General features: G+C 65.8%; 19 protein-coding genes. 4 read left to right on the forward strand and 15 right to left on the reverse strand.

All coding sequences use genetic code 11. The annotated features are described in order from the left end of the window. Positions 1 to 28 precede the first annotated feature (28 nt). Positions 29 to 4,645 carry a MobF family relaxase gene (gene mobF / locus NG698_RS19935; protein WP_252611905.1) on the reverse strand — a complete coding sequence of 1,539 codons (4,617 nt, stop codon included), beginning with the start codon at positions 4,643 to 4,645 and terminating at the stop codon, positions 29 to 31. A 477-nt stretch (positions 4,646 to 5,122) separates the two neighbouring features. On the opposite strand from mobF, the gene NG698_RS19940 reads away from it, so the two are divergent. Then, positions 5,123 to 5,533 (forward strand): hypothetical protein, encoded by a 411-nt coding sequence (locus NG698_RS19940; protein ID WP_252611907.1) that lies wholly within the window; start codon positions 5,123 to 5,125, stop codon positions 5,531 to 5,533. 73 nt (positions 5,534 to 5,606) lie between these two features. Here NG698_RS19940 and NG698_RS19945 read toward each other — a convergent pair whose 3' ends face one another. From NG698_RS19945 to NG698_RS20010, 14 genes are all read right to left on the reverse strand, one after another. Beyond that, positions 5,607 to 6,089 (reverse strand): hypothetical protein, encoded by a 483-nt coding sequence (locus NG698_RS19945; RefSeq protein ID WP_252611909.1) that lies wholly within the window; start codon positions 6,087 to 6,089, stop codon positions 5,607 to 5,609. A gap of 7 nt (positions 6,090 to 6,096) precedes the next feature. Then, a complete protein-coding gene (locus tag NG698_RS19950) occupies positions 6,097 to 6,354 on the reverse strand; it encodes a chemotaxis protein (protein WP_252611911.1) in 258 nt (85 codons plus the stop codon). Positions 6,355 to 6,360: 6 nt separating this feature from the next. Then, the gene (locus tag NG698_RS19955; RefSeq protein WP_252611913.1) at positions 6,361 to 6,990 is read right to left on the reverse strand and encodes a thermonuclease family protein; all 630 of its coding nucleotides are present in this window, start codon (positions 6,988 to 6,990) and stop codon (positions 6,361 to 6,363) included. Further along, the gene (locus NG698_RS19960; protein WP_252611916.1) at positions 6,987 to 7,247 is read right to left on the reverse strand and encodes a ParB family protein; all 261 of its coding nucleotides are present in this window, start codon (positions 7,245 to 7,247) and stop codon (positions 6,987 to 6,989) included. The genes NG698_RS19955 and NG698_RS19960 overlap by 4 nt, the downstream gene beginning before the upstream one ends. Positions 7,248 to 7,249: 2 nt before the next feature. Next, positions 7,250 to 7,678: a hypothetical protein gene (locus tag NG698_RS19965; RefSeq protein WP_252611924.1), complete on the reverse strand. Its 429-nt coding sequence runs from the start codon at positions 7,676 to 7,678 to the stop codon at positions 7,250 to 7,252. Between the two features lie 120 nt (positions 7,679 to 7,798). Beyond that, positions 7,799 to 8,530, reverse strand: coding sequence for a single-stranded DNA-binding protein (locus NG698_RS19970; protein ID WP_252611926.1), 732 nt, complete (start codon positions 8,528 to 8,530; stop codon positions 7,799 to 7,801). Then, positions 8,527 to 8,790 carry a glutaredoxin family protein gene (locus NG698_RS19975; protein WP_252611929.1) on the reverse strand — a complete coding sequence of 88 codons (264 nt, stop codon included), beginning with the start codon at positions 8,788 to 8,790 and terminating at the stop codon, positions 8,527 to 8,529. Before NG698_RS19975 ends, NG698_RS19970 begins: the two co-directional genes overlap by 4 nt. Before the next feature lie 589 nt (positions 8,791 to 9,379). After that, the gene (locus tag NG698_RS19980) at positions 9,380 to 10,708 is read right to left on the reverse strand and encodes a ParB/RepB/Spo0J family partition protein (RefSeq protein WP_252611957.1); all 1,329 of its coding nucleotides are present in this window, start codon (positions 10,706 to 10,708) and stop codon (positions 9,380 to 9,382) included. A 496-nt stretch (positions 10,709 to 11,204) separates the two neighbouring features. Next, complete coding sequence (locus tag NG698_RS19985) at positions 11,205 to 11,522, reverse strand: hypothetical protein (RefSeq protein ID WP_252611931.1); 318 nt, start codon at positions 11,520 to 11,522, stop codon at positions 11,205 to 11,207. Positions 11,523 to 11,754: 232 nt separating this feature from the next. Next, the gene (gene dprA, locus NG698_RS19990) at positions 11,755 to 12,672 is read right to left on the reverse strand and encodes a DNA-processing protein DprA (RefSeq protein ID WP_252611933.1); all 918 of its coding nucleotides are present in this window, start codon (positions 12,670 to 12,672) and stop codon (positions 11,755 to 11,757) included. A gap of 557 nt (positions 12,673 to 13,229) precedes the next feature. Continuing rightward, positions 13,230 to 13,379 carry a hypothetical protein gene (locus tag NG698_RS19995; RefSeq protein ID WP_252611935.1) on the reverse strand — a complete coding sequence of 50 codons (150 nt, stop codon included), beginning with the start codon at positions 13,377 to 13,379 and terminating at the stop codon, positions 13,230 to 13,232. 198 nt (positions 13,380 to 13,577) lie between these two features. Beyond that, the gene (locus NG698_RS20000; RefSeq protein ID WP_252611937.1) at positions 13,578 to 14,555 is read right to left on the reverse strand and encodes a DUF4192 family protein; all 978 of its coding nucleotides are present in this window, start codon (positions 14,553 to 14,555) and stop codon (positions 13,578 to 13,580) included. Positions 14,556 to 15,127: 572 nt separating this feature from the next. Beyond that, positions 15,128 to 15,370, reverse strand: a complete 243-nt coding sequence (locus NG698_RS20005) for a DUF8317 domain-containing protein (protein ID WP_252611939.1) — start codon at positions 15,368 to 15,370, stop codon at positions 15,128 to 15,130. A gap of 163 nt (positions 15,371 to 15,533) precedes the next feature. Further along, on the reverse strand, positions 15,534 to 15,962 hold the full coding sequence (locus NG698_RS20010) for a hypothetical protein (protein WP_252611941.1): 429 nt from the start codon (positions 15,960 to 15,962) through the stop codon (positions 15,534 to 15,536). A 589-nt stretch (positions 15,963 to 16,551) separates the two neighbouring features. On the opposite strand from NG698_RS20010, the gene NG698_RS20015 reads away from it, so the two are divergent. Genes NG698_RS20015 through NG698_RS20025 form a run of 3 tightly spaced genes read left to right on the forward strand, consistent with a single transcriptional unit; the run spans position 16,552 to position 18,644 of the window. After that, positions 16,552 to 16,983, forward strand: a complete 432-nt coding sequence (locus NG698_RS20015; RefSeq protein WP_252611943.1) for a LexA family protein — start codon at positions 16,552 to 16,554, stop codon at positions 16,981 to 16,983. Positions 16,984 to 17,033: 50 nt separating this feature from the next. Next, entirely contained in the window at positions 17,034 to 18,332 is a 1,299-nt protein-coding gene (locus NG698_RS20020; protein WP_252611945.1) for a Y-family DNA polymerase, read from the forward strand. Positions 18,333 to 18,383: 51 nt separating this feature from the next. Continuing rightward, positions 18,384 to 18,644, forward strand: coding sequence for a hypothetical protein (locus NG698_RS20025; RefSeq protein ID WP_252611947.1), 261 nt, complete (start codon positions 18,384 to 18,386; stop codon positions 18,642 to 18,644). Positions 18,645 to 18,723 lie beyond the last annotated feature (79 nt).

The following is an 18,723-nucleotide window of genomic DNA, read 5'->3' on the forward strand; positions in this document are numbered from 1 at the left end:
GGCCGGTGCCGGCGAACGGGTCGGCGCCCTACAGGGTGGGGCCGCGGCGGCTCTGGTCCGGGCCGGCGGCGGGTCCGCGGCGGGCTGCCTTACGTTTGGCTTCTTCCGCGGCCTGGTCTTCCTGGGCCTTGCGGATGTTGGCCAGCTTCTCGGCGAAACCGCTGCCGGCGGCGGGCTGATTGTGTTGAGCGGCGGCCAGCCTCTCTTGCCATGACGTCCTGGCGTCCGCGCCGGCAGTCTCGCCGGTGGAGCGCTCCTCTGCCCGGCGTGCGGCAATGTCTTTCAGTGCTTCGGTGACGGCTTCCGGGGTCTGTTCCGGCGCCGGTGCACCCGGGCGGCCGTCCAGGTTCTCGCGGACCTTCCGCGCGGTACCGGCGACGTGTTCGGCGCGTTCCTGCTCGGGGGTCAGGGCGACGTCCTGGGAGCGTTCCTCCCGCAGGACGTCGACGACGCGTTCTGCGGGCGTCGGTTCGACGGCCACCGTTGCCTGGACTTCGGCGGCTTCGGCCATGAGTTTGGCGTCCTCGGCCGATAGTGGTTCCTTCTTGGTCTGGGCGGAGTATTTGTGCATGGCTGTCACGCGGGTGGCCAGCTCGGCACCGGTCCCCTTGTCGGTGTATTCGGCGGGTAGGACTGTCGTGTCCGTGTCGGGGATCCGGTAGGTGTCGCGGAAGGTTTTGACCTCCACGGCCAGGTCCCGCCATTGCTGCTGCCTGGCGGTGTCGGAGGGGACCGGTCCGAGGGCTTGTGCCCAGGCCGGGGGTTCGGCGGCCAGCTGGGATCCGAGGCGGTTGACCTCTAGGGCCATGACCTCGCGGCGTTCTGCGAGTTCTTTGCGCCACAGGGCCGGGGTGTCCTGGTGGGTGATGACGTCGGCCGGGGCCATCCATGCCGGCAGCCCGTCCTGGGCGGGGGCGGTGGGCACGGGTTCGGGGAGGCGGCGGCGGAGCGACTGCTCGGCCTCGATCCGGCGGAGGATCTGCTCGGCGGCACGGACCCGGGGTGCGTTCTTGTCGCGGGTGTAGTTGGTGACCGCGCCGCGTTCGTAGGCTTCATCCGCGCGGACGGGCTCAGGCATCAGCTCCCGCAACGCTTTCTCCTTTTGCAGGGATCCGGTGAGCCAGCGGGCTTTCGCCGCCTTGGCGGGATCGTTGATCGTGGCGTCGGTGCGGAGCTGTTCGTTGGCCCGGGTGATCCGTGAATCCAGGTCATTGTCGCTGATGTGGCCGTGGAGCCGGGACTGCCACGGGGTTTCCTTGGTCTCGGCCAGCCAGTTCCGGGCCAGGTCCCGCCTGTCCGGTGCCGGGGTGGCGGGGTTCTGGGCTGTGTTGGCCTGGGCGCGGATCAGCTCACCGGCTGCGCGGCGGTGGAGGCGTTCGAGTGCTTCGTCGCTGATGGCTTCCAGTGGCCGGCGGACGGGGGTTTCGGCGCGGGTGCGCCAGTAGTCCAGTTTGTCCTCCACGCGCCAGGCCAGGACGGCCCCTGGGTCCTGGGATTCCTCGAACGGATCCCGGGCGGCGTCGGTGAGGAGGTTGGCGATGTTGAAGCCCTCGTTCTCGGCTTTGCGGAGGTGGGTGGCGATTGCTCCCCACGCGTCGGAGGCGATGAACGGCTCCGCAGCGCCTTCGCCCAAGGTGTTGCGGGCGGTGTTGGCCATCCGCAGTTCGTTGGCCTGGTCGTCAAAGTCTTTGTAGATGCTGACCATGTCCGGCAGTGCCCGGGCGGCTGCGCGGGCGGCGTCGATCTGTTCGTGTGCGGTGAGGTTCCCGTCGTGGTTCCCCGCCACGGTCCGCAGCACGTCAGCCAGGGTTTCGCCGTCCTGGACCACGCCGTAGAGGTGGTTGGACTCCCGTCCACGGGACGCGGCGACGTAGGCCAGGGAGCGGGAGAGGCCGGAGCCGATCAGGGCGTGGGTGGTGTCGCAGGTCAGGCCCTGGGTGCGGTGGATGGTGGCGGCGTAGCCGAGCATCGTGTTCTCCCGCACGTACTCCTTTGGGAGGGTGATCGTGCCGGCGTGGCCCTGGTGTTTGGCGGTCAGGGACCCGTCGGCGTGGATCCCGGTCACGGTCCAGACGTCGTTGTTTTTCACGAAGTCTTTGCCGCGGTTCAGGGACAGGCGGCGGTTGTTCTGCCGGGTCACGATGACGTCTCCGGCGCGGGCGGCGAGCCCGTCACGCAGGGTTGCGGTCGGGCCGTCGGCCAGGGCGCCGGTGCCGATCCGGTAGGACTGGGCGCGGGCGTTGAGTTCGGTGACGGTGGTGTTGTCGAAGGCCATCATCACCGAGTGCTTGCCGGCGGCGGTGTCTTTCTCCCAGGCGGTGTAGACGTGGGAGGTCATCGTTTCGGTATCCCCGCCGACGACGCGGCGGTTCTGGCGGTAGAAGGCCCACGGGTCATCTTCACCAACGGCCGGGGGTTCGCGCAGCGCGAGGGTGGCTGCGGCTTCGGCGTGGTTGGGGGTGCCGTCGGCGTTCCGGAAGCGGTGCAGGTCCTCCAGGTGCACGGCACCGACGGTGTTCTTCAGGTACCGCAGTGCGCCGCCGGAACCAACGGCCGAGAGCTGATTGTCATCCCCCAGGGCGCGGACCACAGCGCCGTGCTGTTCGGCGATGGTGACGACGGCTGCGAACAGCTCGGTGCCGACCATGCCGGCTTCGTCCAGGAAGATCACATCCCCCGGTGCCAGGGCCACTCTGTTGGGGTTCTGGGTCTTATGGCCGAGAACAAAGGAGTCAATGGTGGTTGCATTGGCTCCCAGTTCCTTGCCCATGACTGCTGCTGCGGCGGCAGTGGGGGCAAGGCCGATCACCTTGCCGCCGGCCTCCCTCACCGTGTCGGCAGCGAGCTTCAAGGCGGTGGTCTTACCGGCACCCGCGGGGCCGACACCGACGACCAGGAGCTTGTCACTGCATGCGAACTCGCCGGCCATGCGCAGCTGCCCGGGATCGAATTCTCTGTCCTGGGTGGCCAGGGCAAGCTCAAAAGCGTCCCGAGTCGCGGCGGGGATGACGGTGCGCTGGGCGGCGGTCAGCAATCGGTCTTCACTGTGCAGGACACCGGAGGAGGTGTAGAGGGTGGAGTGGACTTTGCCGTACCGGCTGGCACCGTTGCGCAGCCGCAGGGCCTCTATCTGTGAGGCCGGGTTGGTGGCGGTAATGCGGAGGGAGAACTGGTCGATGGCGCGGGCCTTGACCTGTTCAATGAGGTTCTTGGGGATGGGCAGCTCACCGAACTTGGATCCGAGCCGGCGGCGGGTTTCGGCGTCGATGTGGTGTTCTCCCCAGACGCCGCGGCTGCGCTCCAGGGTGCGGATGACGCCGGCGGCTTCGAGGGCCGGGTCCACTTCGTCAGCGTGGGTTACGAGCGGTTTGCCCTCGCGCTCGGCGGCGTCGCGGGCGTCGTGCCGGTGCGCCCGGGCCTTGGCCACAGCGGCAGGACCGACGGCCATGCCGGGGACCTGGGAGAACTCTTCGGTCCACTCGGTCACCAGGTCTGAGAGCTTCCGGGCGGCCTTCTTCTCGGGCCGGGTGTCGAGGGTGGCCCGCTGCGCGAGGGCGATCATCGCCTTGGTGCCAGGGGCGTAGCCGTGGTCCTCGGTGAACTGTTGCACCAGCTGATCCAGGACCGGTTTGATGTCCCCTGAGCGGGAGGAACCGGCTTCGATGGCGGCGAGGTTCACCCCGGCGATCTCGATCACGGGCCGGTCCCCGGCGACTTTGCGTGTCGTCACGCCGAGGCCCAGGCGGGTGCAGACCTTCTCCATGACGGTCCGGTTGTAGTGCTCGGACGCGGCGACGTTGAACTGGTACAGGAGGCGTCCGTCGAGGCTGGACCACTTCCCGTCAGCGCCCATGACCTTGTTCGAGACCACGACGTGATCGTGCAGCTGCGGGTCCCCGCTGCGGGAGTCGTAGTGGCGGAACGTGGTGTAGACGAGTCCACCTTCGACGTCTTCCTGGCGGACGCCGTTGCGGCCGCGGCGGGTGAACGTGGCTTCCTTTTCGAGGAAGGCCATGGTCTCGTTGATGGCTTCGTGGTGCGCTGCTTCGATCTGGACGCGTGCGTCCTGCCCGCCGACGGCCCACAGCAGGGACACGGACTTGGCCGGTGCGAAGACCAGGTCATAGCCTGCGACGGTCTGGGACGCTGGTTTGGTCTGGGCGGTGATGAACCTGCCCAGCTCCTCCTTATCGGAAGGGTTGCGGCCGTTGAGCTCGCGGAAGTATTGGGCGCCTTCCTTGGTGCGGATCAGACGCCGGTTATCCGCGTCCGGCTCCCGGTGGTTCATCCGCCGGAAGTCACCGGTCGCGGTGTTGATCCGTGCCTGGAGCTCGTTGTCCTTCTGCGTGGGCTTGCGGTACCGCTGGCCCAGGGCGACCCTGGCGGACGGGTCAGCTGCGAGCTTGGCGGCCGCGTCAGGGTGCAGCCCTTCACCGAAAAGGGCCGCCATCTGCGTCTCCGTTACCGCGCCGGTGACGCCCAGGAGTGCTGCCCCGCCGCCGCCCCATTGGCCGGGCGGGTTGCCGTCCACGGTGTAGTAGTCCCCTAGTGCACGGTCCTTCGTGCGCAGCTCGTCACCGCTGGCAACTTCACGGGTGTAGTACGTGTATCCGTCGCCGGCACTGAGCTTGTGCACGGTCATCATCGCCTCAGCCTACCCCGCCCGGGGACCTCACTCGTCGATGATGCATGAGGTGTGACAGATTCAGGGTGTGGTTGCCTTTCGACAGGGGAGAAAACTAGAAGGCAATCGCGCCCTGTCTTTGGCCATCAAGTCTTTGATGCGGTTCTGCACATGAGAATGGGCGGTGGGTAACACGTTTTTTCGTTATCCACGGTGCGTTCGATTGTGTTGAACCGCCACGGATCGGGGTTGTCCACAGGTGGGCAGCGGAGAGACCTGGGTTCTCTCGGAGCTGTCCAGGTGTGGGGAACCGATCCACGACCAGCCCGAGCATCGCGAGGTCCGTTCCTGTAGGTTTGTTCACGAGTGGACAAACCGCTGTGTATCAGCCCGAGCGAGAGCGAGGACCGATCCGGGGGCCACGCCGGCCATGGGCCAGTCACGGCGCTAGCCGTTAGGTCTGTCCCATGGAAAACCCAAGGGGAGGGACCCACGAACATGGCAGCACCACGGAAGTCCGCGCAGCAGTTGGCCGCCCGCGAGAAGGCACGGGCGAAGGCCCAGGAGCTTACCGCCCGCCACGAAAAACTCATCGACCTCGCCGCCGATTTCTTCGAACAGCAGGAACAGGCCGACCAGGTACGCGCCGATGCCCAGGCGAAAGCTGACGCGATCCTGGCCAAGGCCGAAGAGGACGCCGCAGCGGCAACACGGAACGCCGCCGGCACGGTGGCCGCGATGGTTGCTGCCGGCGAACCGAAGTCAGCGGTTGCCTCCCGCCTGGGTGTGACCGGCGCGGAACTGAAGAAGCTGCTCGACCTCGACGCGGCCGAGCGCAGCGAGGCCACGCCCGTTGCTGCCGCCGATGCCCAGGACGAGGAAGCGCCCGCAGCAGCGCAGGCGGCCTAAGCGCGAACCAACACACGCAACGATGGTCCCCGGCAGTAATGCCGAGGACCATCTGCGTCTTGGGTGCACTGTTCTAGAAGAGTGTGGGGGCGTCGGGGTCTGCCCCGGTGAGCAGGGCGCGGATGCGGTCCTCGCGGTCCCAGCCGTGGGCGCGGGCCTCATCGCGCAGCAGGCGGGACCGGTCAGCGAAAAGGGCGCGGGAGAGTCCGCGCCAGCGGAACATCGATCCGTTGGAGTCCCGGCCCTTGGCCAGACGGTCAGCCATGTTCTCCCGGTTCGTTCCGGGATCCAGATGCGTGTCCGCTCCGGTCGTGGCCCGGACGCAGATCGGCACATCGCAGCGGTGCATCAGATCCCCGAAAGAATCCAGGGGAACGCCGTGGGCCAGGTGGAACGCGAAGCGGTGCGGGCGGATCGCCTGGGTGTGTCCATCCGCGTTCAGGGTGAACCGGCCGTACCCGTCATCAGAGACCGCCCCGGTGAACAGCCAGCAGTCATCCGGGCGCGGGCCTTTAGAAACCTTGGCCCAGAACCGTTCTGCCGGGGTGCGACTCATCGCGTGGTCACCAGCTGCGCCAGCGCAGCTCGAGTTTGTTCGCCGCGACGAAGAAGCCGGCCATGAACAGGAATCCGGGGATGGCCTGGGCGAAGCCCTGGCCGATCCAGAAACCCAGCGCTGACAGCAGGGCGACCACGCCGGCCGCCTTGCACAGAAAGATCAGGATGCCCTGCCCGGCCAGGACCGGATGGGTGAGCGCGTAGATGATCCAGCCCACCAGGGCCACAGCCGCGAAAGCTGCGAGGAAGATAAAGATGAACATCCGCTCCTAACGGTCGTGCGCAGGTGGTAACGGGCAGGCCCACAAGCCCAGGGCTTTGTCCTTGGCCTTTTCCGCGGCCGCTTCAAAGGTGCGGCTCATGGCGTAGTCCTTGCCATAACCGGTGGCCTCCCCATGGCCGAGCTCCACGATGGACTCGTTGACCAGGGCACCATCTGCGGTCCAGACGTAGGCCAGCAGACGGTCGTACTTATCCCTCTCCCCCTGGGCGGGATCCACGGACAGAAACACGTCTTTGCCCTCGAGCTGGGAGTGCAGATATTCGGACGCTTCGGGGCCGCCGCACTCCACCGGGGAATCCTCTTTCATGGTCTCGGTCTCGGGAGTGTTCACGCCCACCAGCCGAACGCGGGTGGAGGTCCCGTTGCAGCTGATCCGGAGGGTGTCCCCGTCCACCACGCTCTCCACCAGGTACGGACCACCGGCATCGTAACCAATGGCCGAAGGACCGGGCGCTGTCCCTGTCGGTTCGCATCGAACCGCCTCGGGCACTTTCTGGGCCTTCACGGTAAGTGGTTTGTTGTCGTATGGATTGCAGCCGGTCAGGAACAAGGCGGCGGCCGCTGCTGCGGCCACAAGCATCCCGACGTACCGGCGGGGTGCGCGATGGGGGCTCATGCTCTGTCCTCGCTGGCGGCAGTTTCGGCGCGGGTGCGTCGGCCCGGGCGCACCGTCCCGGCCGGCACGCCGACCCACTGGCGGCCGCCGTTGTGTTTGCGCTGCAGGCGCTTCACCTCCCGCATCGTCGCGGCCACCACCAAATCAGACAGCGACGCGTAGCCCTCCAGAGAGCCGGCAGCCTGGAGCGCCGCGCGTACCTGGTCGGCCTGGTCTTGCGTGAAGTACGGGGTGATGTGTGAGGTGGGTTTGACCATGGTCAGTCCTCAGTCCTTTGTTCCGGCCATGGGTACAGGGTGCCTCCGCCGTCCAAGGAAAACCCGTCGTAGCTGAATCGGAGCCCGGTCTCGGCGTGGGTGCCGGCGGCGTGGGCGAACGCTGCCAGGGCGATCTCCATCAGGAGACGGTCCAGGCCGTCGAGAATTTCACCCACCCCCACCGGCACATCGGCCGCCACCGAGGCTGCGAGCATGAGGAACCGTTGTTCCCCGCCGGAGAGCACACCGACATTGGACGGGATCCCTCCGAAGTCGATCCACGTTTTCCCGCTCATCGGGTCCACGTCAATCCATGGGTTGCCGGGTTCAACGAACCGGCCGCCGAAGGCGCGGATGAGCATTTCCGTTCCGGCTTCCAGGGTGTAGCTGCCGTGCACACGGGCGCGCAGCTCATCGTGGAATTCAGTCATGGTCGAATCTCCTTCGGAGGGGAATTTAGTGCCCGTCGGGTGAGCCGGCGGTACACGGGTTCGGCCTGCGGGTGCCTGGTCAACTGTCAACACTTCACTGCCGGCTGCAGTCGGTGCGACCTAGAACGGAGGCTCAGAGTCGGGTCCGTTGCCCCAGCCGCCGGTGTTGGCTGGCTGCGGGGTTGCCCACGGGTCATCCGGCGGGGCGGGCTGCCCGCCCGTGTTGCCGTTCCCCTGGCCGGCAAAGCCGGCATTGGCCTGTCCTCCCTGGGTGCTGCGCTGAGTGCGGTTGATTTTCGCATTTGCATATCGGAGGGACGGGCCGATGTCGTCCACTTCGAGTTCGATCACGGTGCGCTTCTCCCCTTCCTTCGTTTCGTACGAGCGGGACTTCAGCCGGCCGGAGACGATGACGCGCATGCCCTTGGTCAGGGATTCGGCCACGTTCTCGGCGGCTTCGCGCCACACCGCCGCCCGGAGGAAGAGTGTTTCGCCGTCCTTCCATTCGCTGGAGGCCCGGTCGAAGGTCCGGGGCGTGGAGGCGATGGTGAAGTTGGCTACCGCGGATCCGGATGTCGTGAACCGGAGTTCGGGGTCGTTGGTGAGGTTTCCGATGACGGTGATCGTGGTTTCTCCGGCCATGATGGCGGGTGCCTTTCGAGAGGTGTTCCGGGTGTCGTGGTGGTCCTCGTACTCCGTCCATTCCGGGTACGGGAGATAGTGGTCCACGAGGGGGACGTTGATGGTGCCTTCAGGGTTGGCGTCAAGGCCGAACCATTCGTCATCTCCGAATTCGTACCGGGGGCTAAGCTGGAACCGCTCCCCCTCCACGGTGCCGGACGTGGGACTCATGCTGCTTGGTGGTTCATGCCGGCGTGCACGAGCTTGTCCCGTCGTAGCCCTGACCAGTGGTCCTGGTCATCGGAGTTGTTCACGACTACCGGCGCCTGGGAGTAGCCGAGCTCGGCGGTGATGTACTCCAGGGCTGCGGGGACTTTGGTGATATCCACGGATGTGTAGGTGATGCCCTTTGACTCGAAGTAAGCCTTCGTCTTGTCACAGCTGGGGCATTCGGGTTTGGTGTAGACCGTGTATTCGGTGGTGGAAGTCATTTCAGTACCTGGTTTCGTATGAGTGTTAGTTGCATTCGACTGCTTGACTTGGTACCTCCATTCTACCAATTATTCAACTGAATAAATAGGGTTTTGCCGCGTAATCTAGAGGTTTCTGGATCAATTTTGGGTGAGTTTTAGGGGTGGTGGGTCCGTCGGCTTCCGGCGTGCAGCCGCCCCGTTTCTGGTCCTCGGAATAGAGCCGCCCTACCAGCCGGCCACGCACCGGAACCGCAGCAGCCGGCACCTGGTGGCCACCAACCTTCACTGTGTCGTCCACGGCATCTTTTGGGGGGTGAGTACCCGGCGGGTGGTGAGGTGCACGATGCCTGGTGAACTGCTGCGCTGTACCAGGCAAGGGCCGGCGGTGGTCGCGTTGAAACGGCGGTCCGCCGCTGGTGACCACGGGCAAATGCTGCCATCGTTGCGGCGGACCGCCCGCGATTCCTGGGGTTCCGGTCCTCGTGGCCCCGGCCCCGGCCGCCTTGGGGACTGCCGGGATTTCCCCGTAGAATGTGGGGAGAAGAAAGCCCGGAGCCTAGGTACTTGCGATATCTAGGGTCCGGGCTTCTTCTATGCCCGGTGGGGGTTACTTGCCGCTGTCGAGGATGATCTGCTCAACCTCGGATGCGGTGTATCCCCAGAGGACCAACTGGTTCAGGTAGTCCCGGTGGCTCTGGTGCGGTGAGCGCCACGAATCCTTGGCAATGGTCTTTTCGTACCCCGCACAGATCAGGGCGATCAGGGTAACCTCGGGCCGGGTGGTGGTTTTGGCCACGTGGTCCCGCAGCGGGTTCCACGCCCAAGCGTTGGACTCCTCAACTTTCACGCCCAGCATGTCCGTTGCCACCTCGCCCTCGTAGCCGCTGGCGGTTTCGGGGTGGTGGGTGATGGCGTGGACGGTGAAGTACTGCCAGCCCTTGGGGGCCTGCTTCCTGGCCAACAGCGCCGCCACCCATTCACGGCGTACCGTCGTGGCTGAAAGCATGGCCTTGTTGTTCTCGATTAGAGTTTTGCGTTCGGCTTTCTGTTCGTCAGTCATCGGCCCTTTCTGGGCCGTGGTGCCGCCGTCGTAGCGTTCATGCTTGGCCGTGAAGCCAAGTTCCTGCCATCCGATGATGACCGGCTTGGCGTGGTGCTCGCCCCGGTAATCGCTGGTGATCACGAAGGCGTTGGCGTCCTCGTCGGTCGCTTCCTCCCCGTCTGCCCGGCGTGCGGCCGAAACGTAGAGGTTTTCCTCGTCCGGGTAGTGACCGGCATCTTCGACGATGGTCTTTCCTGCCGCTTCCAATTCCGCGATCAGCGCGGCGAGAGCTTCGGCGCGGTCGCGGCGGTCCCGCAACTGCTGAGCCACGTGGTGGAGCATGTCCGGTTCATCGGCAATGACCGACTCCAGTTCCTCGGTCGCGTCGGTATCGTTCTCGAACTCGGCCAGAATCAGGGCTTCCTCGATGGTGCATCCCTTGCCCAGGGCGGCGGTCCCGGCGTCCGTGGACTTGGCTTTCAGAGCGTCCTCGACGGTGATCTTGGTCCGCCCGGTTTTCTTGGCGATCTGCGCCGCTGAGACACCGATCAGAGACAACTGGTGGTACGCGTCGGCCTCGTCCGCTTCGGTCAGCGCGGAGCGCTGGATGTTCTCCACGACCTGCGTCACGATTCGTTCGGCTTCCTCGGGGCTGTCCATCACCATGACCGGGATCAGGGGCCGGGCGGCTTCGACGGCGGCGCGGGTGCGGCGCTGTCCCATCAACACGTGCACTGTCCCATCGTCCTTGCGGTGGGCGATCACGGGTTCAAGCACGCCGTGTTCCTTGATGCTGGCCACGAATGAAGGCGTCAGGGCGGCGTCCTTGCGAACGTTCACGTCCACGGTCAGGGTGGCCGGGTCCAGCCATTCCAGCGTCGGCGTGGCCGTGATGGTGGGGTTTTCTGCGATTGCAGTCATGTGGTGATGCTCCTTGTTCATCGACTCGGGGTGAGGGGGCTGTGGAACTGTGCCAGCTGCTGCCGTTCTCCCCCGTTGTTTTTTGGTTGCTGGCAAGCTCGCTTGCTCGGTGGCCGACGGAGCCCTGTCTACCCTCAGGGCAAGGGGCGGGAAATTCTTCGGCGGAATAAGCGAGGCACGAGCGCGTCGGGGAAATTACCGGCCCGCTGGCCCCGACGGAGGAGGGGCTAGACGGGGTGGAGCGGACGCCTAGAATCCGAAGGACAGCAACCAAAAAACGTCGAAGACGTAGAGAACAGGGCCGGGACCGGCGGAGCTCTGCGACGCCCGGGCCCGGACCCCAACAGGCGGGAGCGCAGCGGACGGCCATTCTCTGGTTGCAGCGCAGCGGAAACCAGGGCGAGCCCTGCGAGCCTGCACTCCACCGGCGCCGGCACCGCAGTTGCCCTGGGCGGGCAGCCGCGGCGAGCTAGCCCGTTGCGGCCTCGGTCAGGTTTTCGATGGCGCGTCCTGTGTCTTCTGCCTGTCGCCTGAGGTCCTTGACGTCCTGTACGACGGGGGCATTCTCGATCTCGTTCACTAGGCGCTGCCATGTTTTTAGCGCCGTAAGCAGCTCGGGCGTGAAGCTTAATTGCGGCAAGTCCTTCAGTGCGAAGTAGTGGATGGCGTTGGTGAGATCCGGTGCACCAAGGCTCTGTGCCGCGGTGGCAGCTTTCTCGAGCTGGCCTGCCTCGTAATGGGCTTCGTAGTCGAAGTCACCGTCGGCATCCCAAAAGTTCGTCGTCATGATGTTCCCGTTCTTCTACGGTCAAAAGGGTGGTGGTGGCCGGCGGCCTGGGATCTGCTTTCCAACGTAGTGGTGGCCCCCGACGTTCCGTGGTGGGCCGCCGGCGGTAGGCCGGTGGCATGCTGGGGCGCGTTATGGCGGTCCGCCGCTGGTGACCACCCTCCCAAGGTGTGCCGGTGAGCGGCGGACCGCCAGCGGTGACCCGACCGCGAAGGCCTGGCCACCACCGGGTTTAGCTGGTCAGCAGCTCCATCAGTTCGTTGACCTCGGTGATCAGGGTGGCGCTGCCTTCACGGGCGAGGCGGTGGCATCCTGCCGAGTTCGCGGAGTGGATGGAACCGGGAACCACTGCCACGTGCCGGGCGATGGTTTCGGCGTGGTGCGCGGTGTTCAGCGCGCCGGAGCGGTACCGGGCTTCCACGACACACACCACACCGGACAGCGCCGCGATGATGCGGTTCCGCTGCAAAAAGCGGTGCCGGGTGGGGGCGGTGCCGGTGGGCATTTCCGAGACCATCAGGCCACTGGCGATGATGGACCGTCCAAGGTCGGCGTTCCCGGACGGGTAGAACCGGTCTACGCCGCCGGACATCACGGCGATGGTCGGCATGGCCTCGACCGTGCTGCCTGCCAGTGCTGAGCGGTGGGCGTGGGCGTCGATGCCGTAGGCGAGTCCTGAAACGACGGTGATGCCGCGCTGGGTGAGGCCGTAGGCCAGGTCCCCGGTGACGGCCGCGCCGTAGCTGGTGCAGTCGCGGGAGCCGGTCAGTGCCGCGCATTTATCGGCGGTGGGGAATCCTGCGGAGAGGTTCCCCCTGTACCAAAGTCCCAGCGGGGGAACTTCCAGATCGTCGAGCCCGGCGGGCCAGTGCTCGCCCCCGGGGATGAGGAATCCGCCGCCAAGGGCCGCGATCTCGTCGAGGTCTTTCTGCGGGTCAAGGTCCGTGTGGCGTCCCGCGCCACGGGCCACGGCTGCCTCCAGCTCGTCATGGGTGATGTCCCAGAAAGGGACGACGGGCAGAGCACCGAGCACGATACGCAGCGCCCAGACAGCCCCATGCTTGCCCACCAGGGCAAGAGCTACCCGGTCGCCGGGTTCAAAGATGCGGGTCAGAGCGGCGCGGGCCATACGGTCATCGGTAATGTTCATGGTTCAGGTCCTTTGCAGAGGATGGGATGAGAGGACAGCGAACCTAAGCCAGCTGCTGCCGTTCTCCCCCGTTGTTTTTTGGTTGCTGGCAAGCTCGCTTGCTCGGTGGCCGACGGAGCCCTGTCTACCCTCAGGGCAAGGGGCGGGAAATTCTTCGGCGGAATAAGCGAGGCACGAGCGCGTCGGGGAAATTACCGGCCCGCTGGCCCCGACGGAGGAGGGGCTAGACGGGGTGGAGCGGACGCCTAGAATCCGGAGGACAGCAACCAAAAAACGTCGAAGACGTGACAGAGGGCCAGGACCGGCGGAGCTCTGCGACGCCCGGGCCCGGACCCCAACAGGCGGGAGCGCAGCGGACGGCCATTCTCTGGTTGCAGCGCAGCGGAAACCAGGGCGAGCCCTGCGAGCCTGCACTGAACCCGCGCCGGCCCGGCCCTGGCGTGCCGGGATCCCGGGACCTCTTAAGAGCGGAGAGGCCGGCACCTGGTGGGGCGCCGGCCTCTTTCGTTTTTCCTCTGCAAGGAAATCTTGGGGTGCAGCACCAGCGCTGCAGTGTTTTAGATGTTACCGGGTTCCTGTTCCCAGGAGATGTTGACCGGGCCGGTGGGTTCTCCGGCTGTGAGAAGCAGCAGCTCGGCTACCTCTTCGGCGGGGCTGGTGTCCGGGGCCGGCTGGTCGGCTTCGGTCCGAATGTATCCGGTGGCCATGATTACGTGCTCCCCTGGTCGTGGCGGTGGTTCCACCTTTCACTGTAGTCAGGGTTTCTGCACGTTCGCTGGCGACTGGCTGCGCCCGCGCGAGCGTGCCATGGCGGCCGGAGGAGCGCCAGCGGGGGAGGCCGCCCCGCCACCGGCAAAAGGGGGCCGGACCGGACAGGTGATCCGTTCCGGCCCCCTTGCTCTGGCCTAGATGATTCGGCGGCGGTAGGACGTTGTGGAGTCGCGGGCTACGTCTGCGATGTATCCGCGGCCGATCAGTTCGCGGAGCAGGACGGCCAGCCGGAAGTCTTCGACGTCGGAGGCGGCGAGCTTGAGGTACCGGTCAGCTTGGGTTCCTCGGCCTTTGAGCCATTCCAGCCAGCCCATCAGGGTCAGCATGGGTGCGCGCTGTCCCGAGGGTACTGCTTTCATCAGCTCGAACGCGAGGGCTTCGGCCCGGTCCACGCGTTCCCAGTCGGGTCGGCCGTTGAACTTGCCCAGCATCACGTCCGCAAAGTTGCCGTTCTGGGTGTTGATGGTTTCGCAGAACAGATAGTCGCGGATCATCTTGTGCTGGAACGCTCCCGCGAGCTCCCGCATGGTTTGCGTGTCGGGGGTTTCGGTGCTGTCCAGCGCTGCGGCCCATGCGGTGCAGGCGGCGGCGCGGTCTTCCTCGCTGCCTGCCGGTGCCTGAACGCTCAGCGCCCACGTTCCCAACAGTGCCGGGTTGTAAACGTCCACGTCCTGGGCGCTTCCGTTGTAAACCAGCGTGGCGTTCGCGTTGCTGTCGCGGATCTCATCGAGTGAGTTGTGATCGTCGGTCCCGAAGTCAGCCCAGTGGGTGGAGGTCACCAGCCAGACGTTGCGCACGGGCATCCGGGCCGTGGCCAGCTCGTTCACCAGCGCGGCCACGTGGGCGGCGTAGGCGTAGTTATCAAGGTCCTCGTCGCTGTAGACCACGACGTAGGATGCGGTGGCTTCCTCGTCGTTGGTCGCGTAGCTGGTGAGCGTTTGGGCGTAGTTCATCGGCTCGATGTGGGCAGGGGCGTCAACGCGGACGGTCGCGCCGAGGGCGCCGCCCTGGGCGGTGAGGATCACGAAGGACTCCGTGGGAGTCCGGCCCAGCAGGTGGGCGATGGTGGCCAGCAGGTCAGCGGGACCGGAGAGGTTGAGCTTTTCAGTCATGATTTGTTTGTCCTTTGCAGAGGATGTCGGTGGGTGGGGCGGCCTAGGTGACCGGCCAGCTCCCCTTTCCCCCCGTTGTTTTTTGGCTGCTGGCGAAGCTTGCGGAGCTGTGGCCGACGGAGGCCTGTCTACCCGCAGGGCAAGGGCCGGGAAATTCCCTCAAGGAAATCAGCGACGCAGGAGCGCCGGAGGGAATTCCCGGGCCGCAGGCCCCGACGAAGGAGGGGCTAGAAGGGCTGGAGCGGACACGTACAATCCGAAGGACAGCAGCCAAAAAACGTCGTAGACACAACAGGCATGGGCACGGCGGAGCTCTGCGACGCCGGGACCAGGCCCAACAGCCGGCCGCGCCAGCGGACGCCCTTGATGGTGAGCCCGGGCGAGCCGTCCCTGAATCTTCACCACAGAAAGCACCGCGTGGATTCCGGCGCCGTCGGCCGCCGTCGGCACTGAACAACTTTCCTGGCCGTGGCGCTGACGGCGGTCCGCCGCCCGTTACCAGGCACCCTGGCCGGCCACGACGGCGGACCGCCAGCGGTGACCGGACCACCTGGCCCGGCCACCGGAGCGGGCTATTCCACCCGGTCGTGCAGCGGCACGGCCCCATAGTGGCCTGCGGCCCTGCGGAACCGCGAGTCACTGCTGAAAATGAACGTGCCCCCGAACATGAACCATGGCGCCGGTTCTCCCTCGGGAGTCACGGGCACGGCGTGGATGGTGACGCCGTCCAGTCCCTCACGTGCCACCAGCTGGACCGCGGGCCGGTCCTCGTGTGCGGGGAATACCGGGTCAAGGCCGGGGCCGATGACGGTCACTTCCGTGACCTGGGCGGAGATTCCGCCCGGGAAAAGTCGATGCCCTGACTGTCTCGGAAGATGTGGGCGGTGATGCCTTTGGGAGTGCTGGTCTCGCTCATGATGTGGCTCCTTGAAGTATGGGCGGCGGGCGGCCCGTGGGGCCGCCCACTGGTTGGGGTTGTTAGGCGAAAGCCGGGGCGTAGGGGGTGCGGTAGCGGCTGGGCAGTTCCGCCGCCGCGTCCGGCAGGTCTGCCGGACCGTCGGCCTGTCCGTTCCTCCAGTGGAAGAACGCCTGTTCGGTGATTGCGTCCCACTGCCGGGCCTGGGTCCGGTAGTAGGTGGTTTTCACGTCGCCCTCGCAGTAGCTGGCGACTCCGAACAATTCACCGGTGTTGTCCGTGGTGCGGGTGACGGCCACGATGACGTAGGGCCATTGGCCCACGTCCCAGCCGTCGCACCCCCAGACGTTCACCGGTGCCCAGCCGTGCTGACCGATCAGGTCCATCCAGTCCCATCCGTCATTGACGTGGTAATCGCCCAGTACGACGGCGGCGGGAATGGTTTCGGCGGTGTCCGCGGTGGTGACGGCCTGTGTTGAAACTGCGCTCATGGTTGTTTGTCCTTTGCAGAGGATGTCGGTGGGTGGGGCGGTCTAGGTGACCGGCCAGCTCCCCTGTTCCCCCCGTTGTTTTTTGGCTGCTGGCGAAGCTTGCGGAGCTGTGGCCGACGGAGGCCTGTCTACCCGCAGGGCAAGGTTTGGGAAATTCCTGGAGGAAATCAGCGACGCAGGAGCGCCGGAGAGAAATTCCCGGACCGCAGGCCCTGACGAAGGAGGGGCTAGACGGGCTGGAGCGGACACGTAGAATCCGAAGGACAGCAGCCAAAAGACGTCGTAGACAAACAGGTGATGACGGGCAGGAGCCCTGCGACGGACCGGCAGCGCCCAGCAGCCGGCCGCGGCAGCGGACGCCCGAACACCGGGTGGAGCGCAGCGGAATCCGGCCTCGCGGGTTGTGCCCACTGGCGGGCAGGTGGAGCCCTCCGCACAGCTCAAAGCTGTCCCCATTGGGTACAACCCGCCCCGGCCCCAACAGTGCCTGACCTACCCTGCGTCGGCTGCAATGCGGTCGCGAATAGGAATGTCCGAGCCTGCGAGTACACTAAAAAGAGTCGAACATATATTCGAATAAAGGTGTGTTGTGGGCGTTATTGTCGGTCCCCGCGTGATAGACGCGGGAGTCTCTTTGTTATCGGTACTGATCTCTCCGGTGCCGGTAGCTGCCGGGTACCCGTCGCCGGCACAGGACTACTTTGATGGCCGGATCGACCTGAACGAGCACCTCATCAAGGACATCACCAGCACCTACGTGGTGCGGGTCTCCGGGGACTCGATGGAACGCGCCGGGATCAGCGACGGCGATGAACTGATCGTCAACCGGGCACTGGAACCCAAGGACGGGTGCGTGGTCATCGCCGTCCTGGACGGGGAGCTCACGATCAAGCGGCTGCGGATCACCCCCGCAGGGGTGGTACTGCAGGCGGAAAACCCGGCCTATCCGGACATCCGGGTACCAGCCCTGTCGGACCTGGTCATCTGGGGTGTCGCCACCCGGTGCCTCCACCATGTCTAACGCCCGCTATTCCGTTAAACCGGAACCTTGCACCCTGTCCGGGGTGCAGGATGTCTAAGCCGGCGCTGATGCGGCACATTCCGCAGATCGCGCACGTGGACGTGAACTGCTTCTACGCCTCCGCGGAACGGGCCTTCAACCCGTCCCTGGAAGGCCGGCCCGTCGTCGTTTTATCGAATAACGATGGCTGCGCCGTCACCCGCTCCCCCGAAGCCAAAGCCCTCGGCATCCCCATGGGCGAGCCATGGTTCAAACTCGCACCCCGGGCCAAGGAATGGGGACTCGTGGCGCTGTCCAGCAACTACGAGTTGTACGGGGACATCAGCGCCCGGGTCATGGAACTGCTGGGCCGCTACTCGGCCTGGCTGGAGGTCTACAGCATCGACGAGGCCTTCCTCGGCGTCAAAGGCACCCCCGCCGAACTGCTGACACTCGGCCGAGCGATGAAAAACGCCGTCCGGCGGAACGTCGGCGTGCCCGTCTGCGTCGGGATCGCCGCCACCAAGACCCTGGCGAAACTGGCCAATAAATGGGCCAAGAACAACCCTGCGTTCGCCGGTGTCTGCCACTGGGACTCCATCCCGGCCGCGAATCGGGAAAGCCTGATGAGCCGGCTCTCGGTCATCGAAATCTGGGGCGTCGCTACCCGGCTGACCAAGCGACTCAACGTGATGGGTATTTTTTCGATCCTCGACCTGTCCAGGGCCGACCCGGTGATGATCCGGGACCGGTTCTCCGTGGTCATGATGCGCACCGTCCTGGAACTCCAGGGCACACCCTGCATCCCGATGGAGGAAGAACGGATCGGCCGGGACCAGCTGATCTTCTCCCGTTCCTTCGCCACCCCCATCACCACAGCCGCGGGGATCCGGCAGGTCATGAGCGTGTACGGGCAGCAAGCCTCGGCCCGGTTGGCCAAACACGGGCTGCAGGCCAAGGTCCTGACCGCGTTCGCCGGGACCTCACACTTCAACCCGAACGACACGTCCTACCCCTCCGCCTGTGTCCCGCTGCCGATGCCCACCGCGGACCCGGTGATCCTGACCAAGGCCTCCCACGCGCTCCTCCCGCTCATCAATGAGGGCGTGAGATACGCCAGAGCCGGGATCATGGTCACCGACCTGCGGCCCACCGGCAACCAGGCACCTCTGGCCCTGTTCGAGAACCCGCACGAGGAACGCCGCGTCGGAACACTCCTCGAAGACGTCACGCGCCGCTACGGCCAGGGCTCCATCGGCCTCGGCCATGCCGGGATCCGCGGCGGGCCGGACTGGACCATGAAACGGGACATGCTCTCCCCCCGCTACACCACCCACTGGGACGAACTCCCACTCGTCAAAGCCGCCTAACCCCACCCGCACGACCGCACTCGCACGTCAGCACCACGAAAGAACGCACTCATGACCATCACCCACGAAACCCCCACACAGACCAACCATGTCCAGGTCCGGCTCGACCCGGCAGGTAACCCCCTGGCCATCCGACACGACGGACGGATCTGGCTCGTCGACCCCGAAACGGATTCCCAGCACTGGTACGGACGGGACTCCTGGTGGGACACCCGCCGCACCGCCGCCAAAGGCAGCGGCGACCTCGTCAGCGTCGAATACTGGCGCGTCCAGGCCCAACTCCCCGGCCTGTGTTTCGTCAAGTTAAAGTAGGCCATTTCAGCGCTAAGAATCAGGCCACCGCGGCAGGTTCTTAGACCATTTCAGCAGTTTGCTCATTTCATCAACGCAT

Source organism: Pseudarthrobacter raffinosi, from assembly GCF_023913735.1.
Classification (GTDB): Bacteria; Actinomycetota; Actinomycetes; order Actinomycetales; family Micrococcaceae; genus Arthrobacter; species Arthrobacter raffinosi.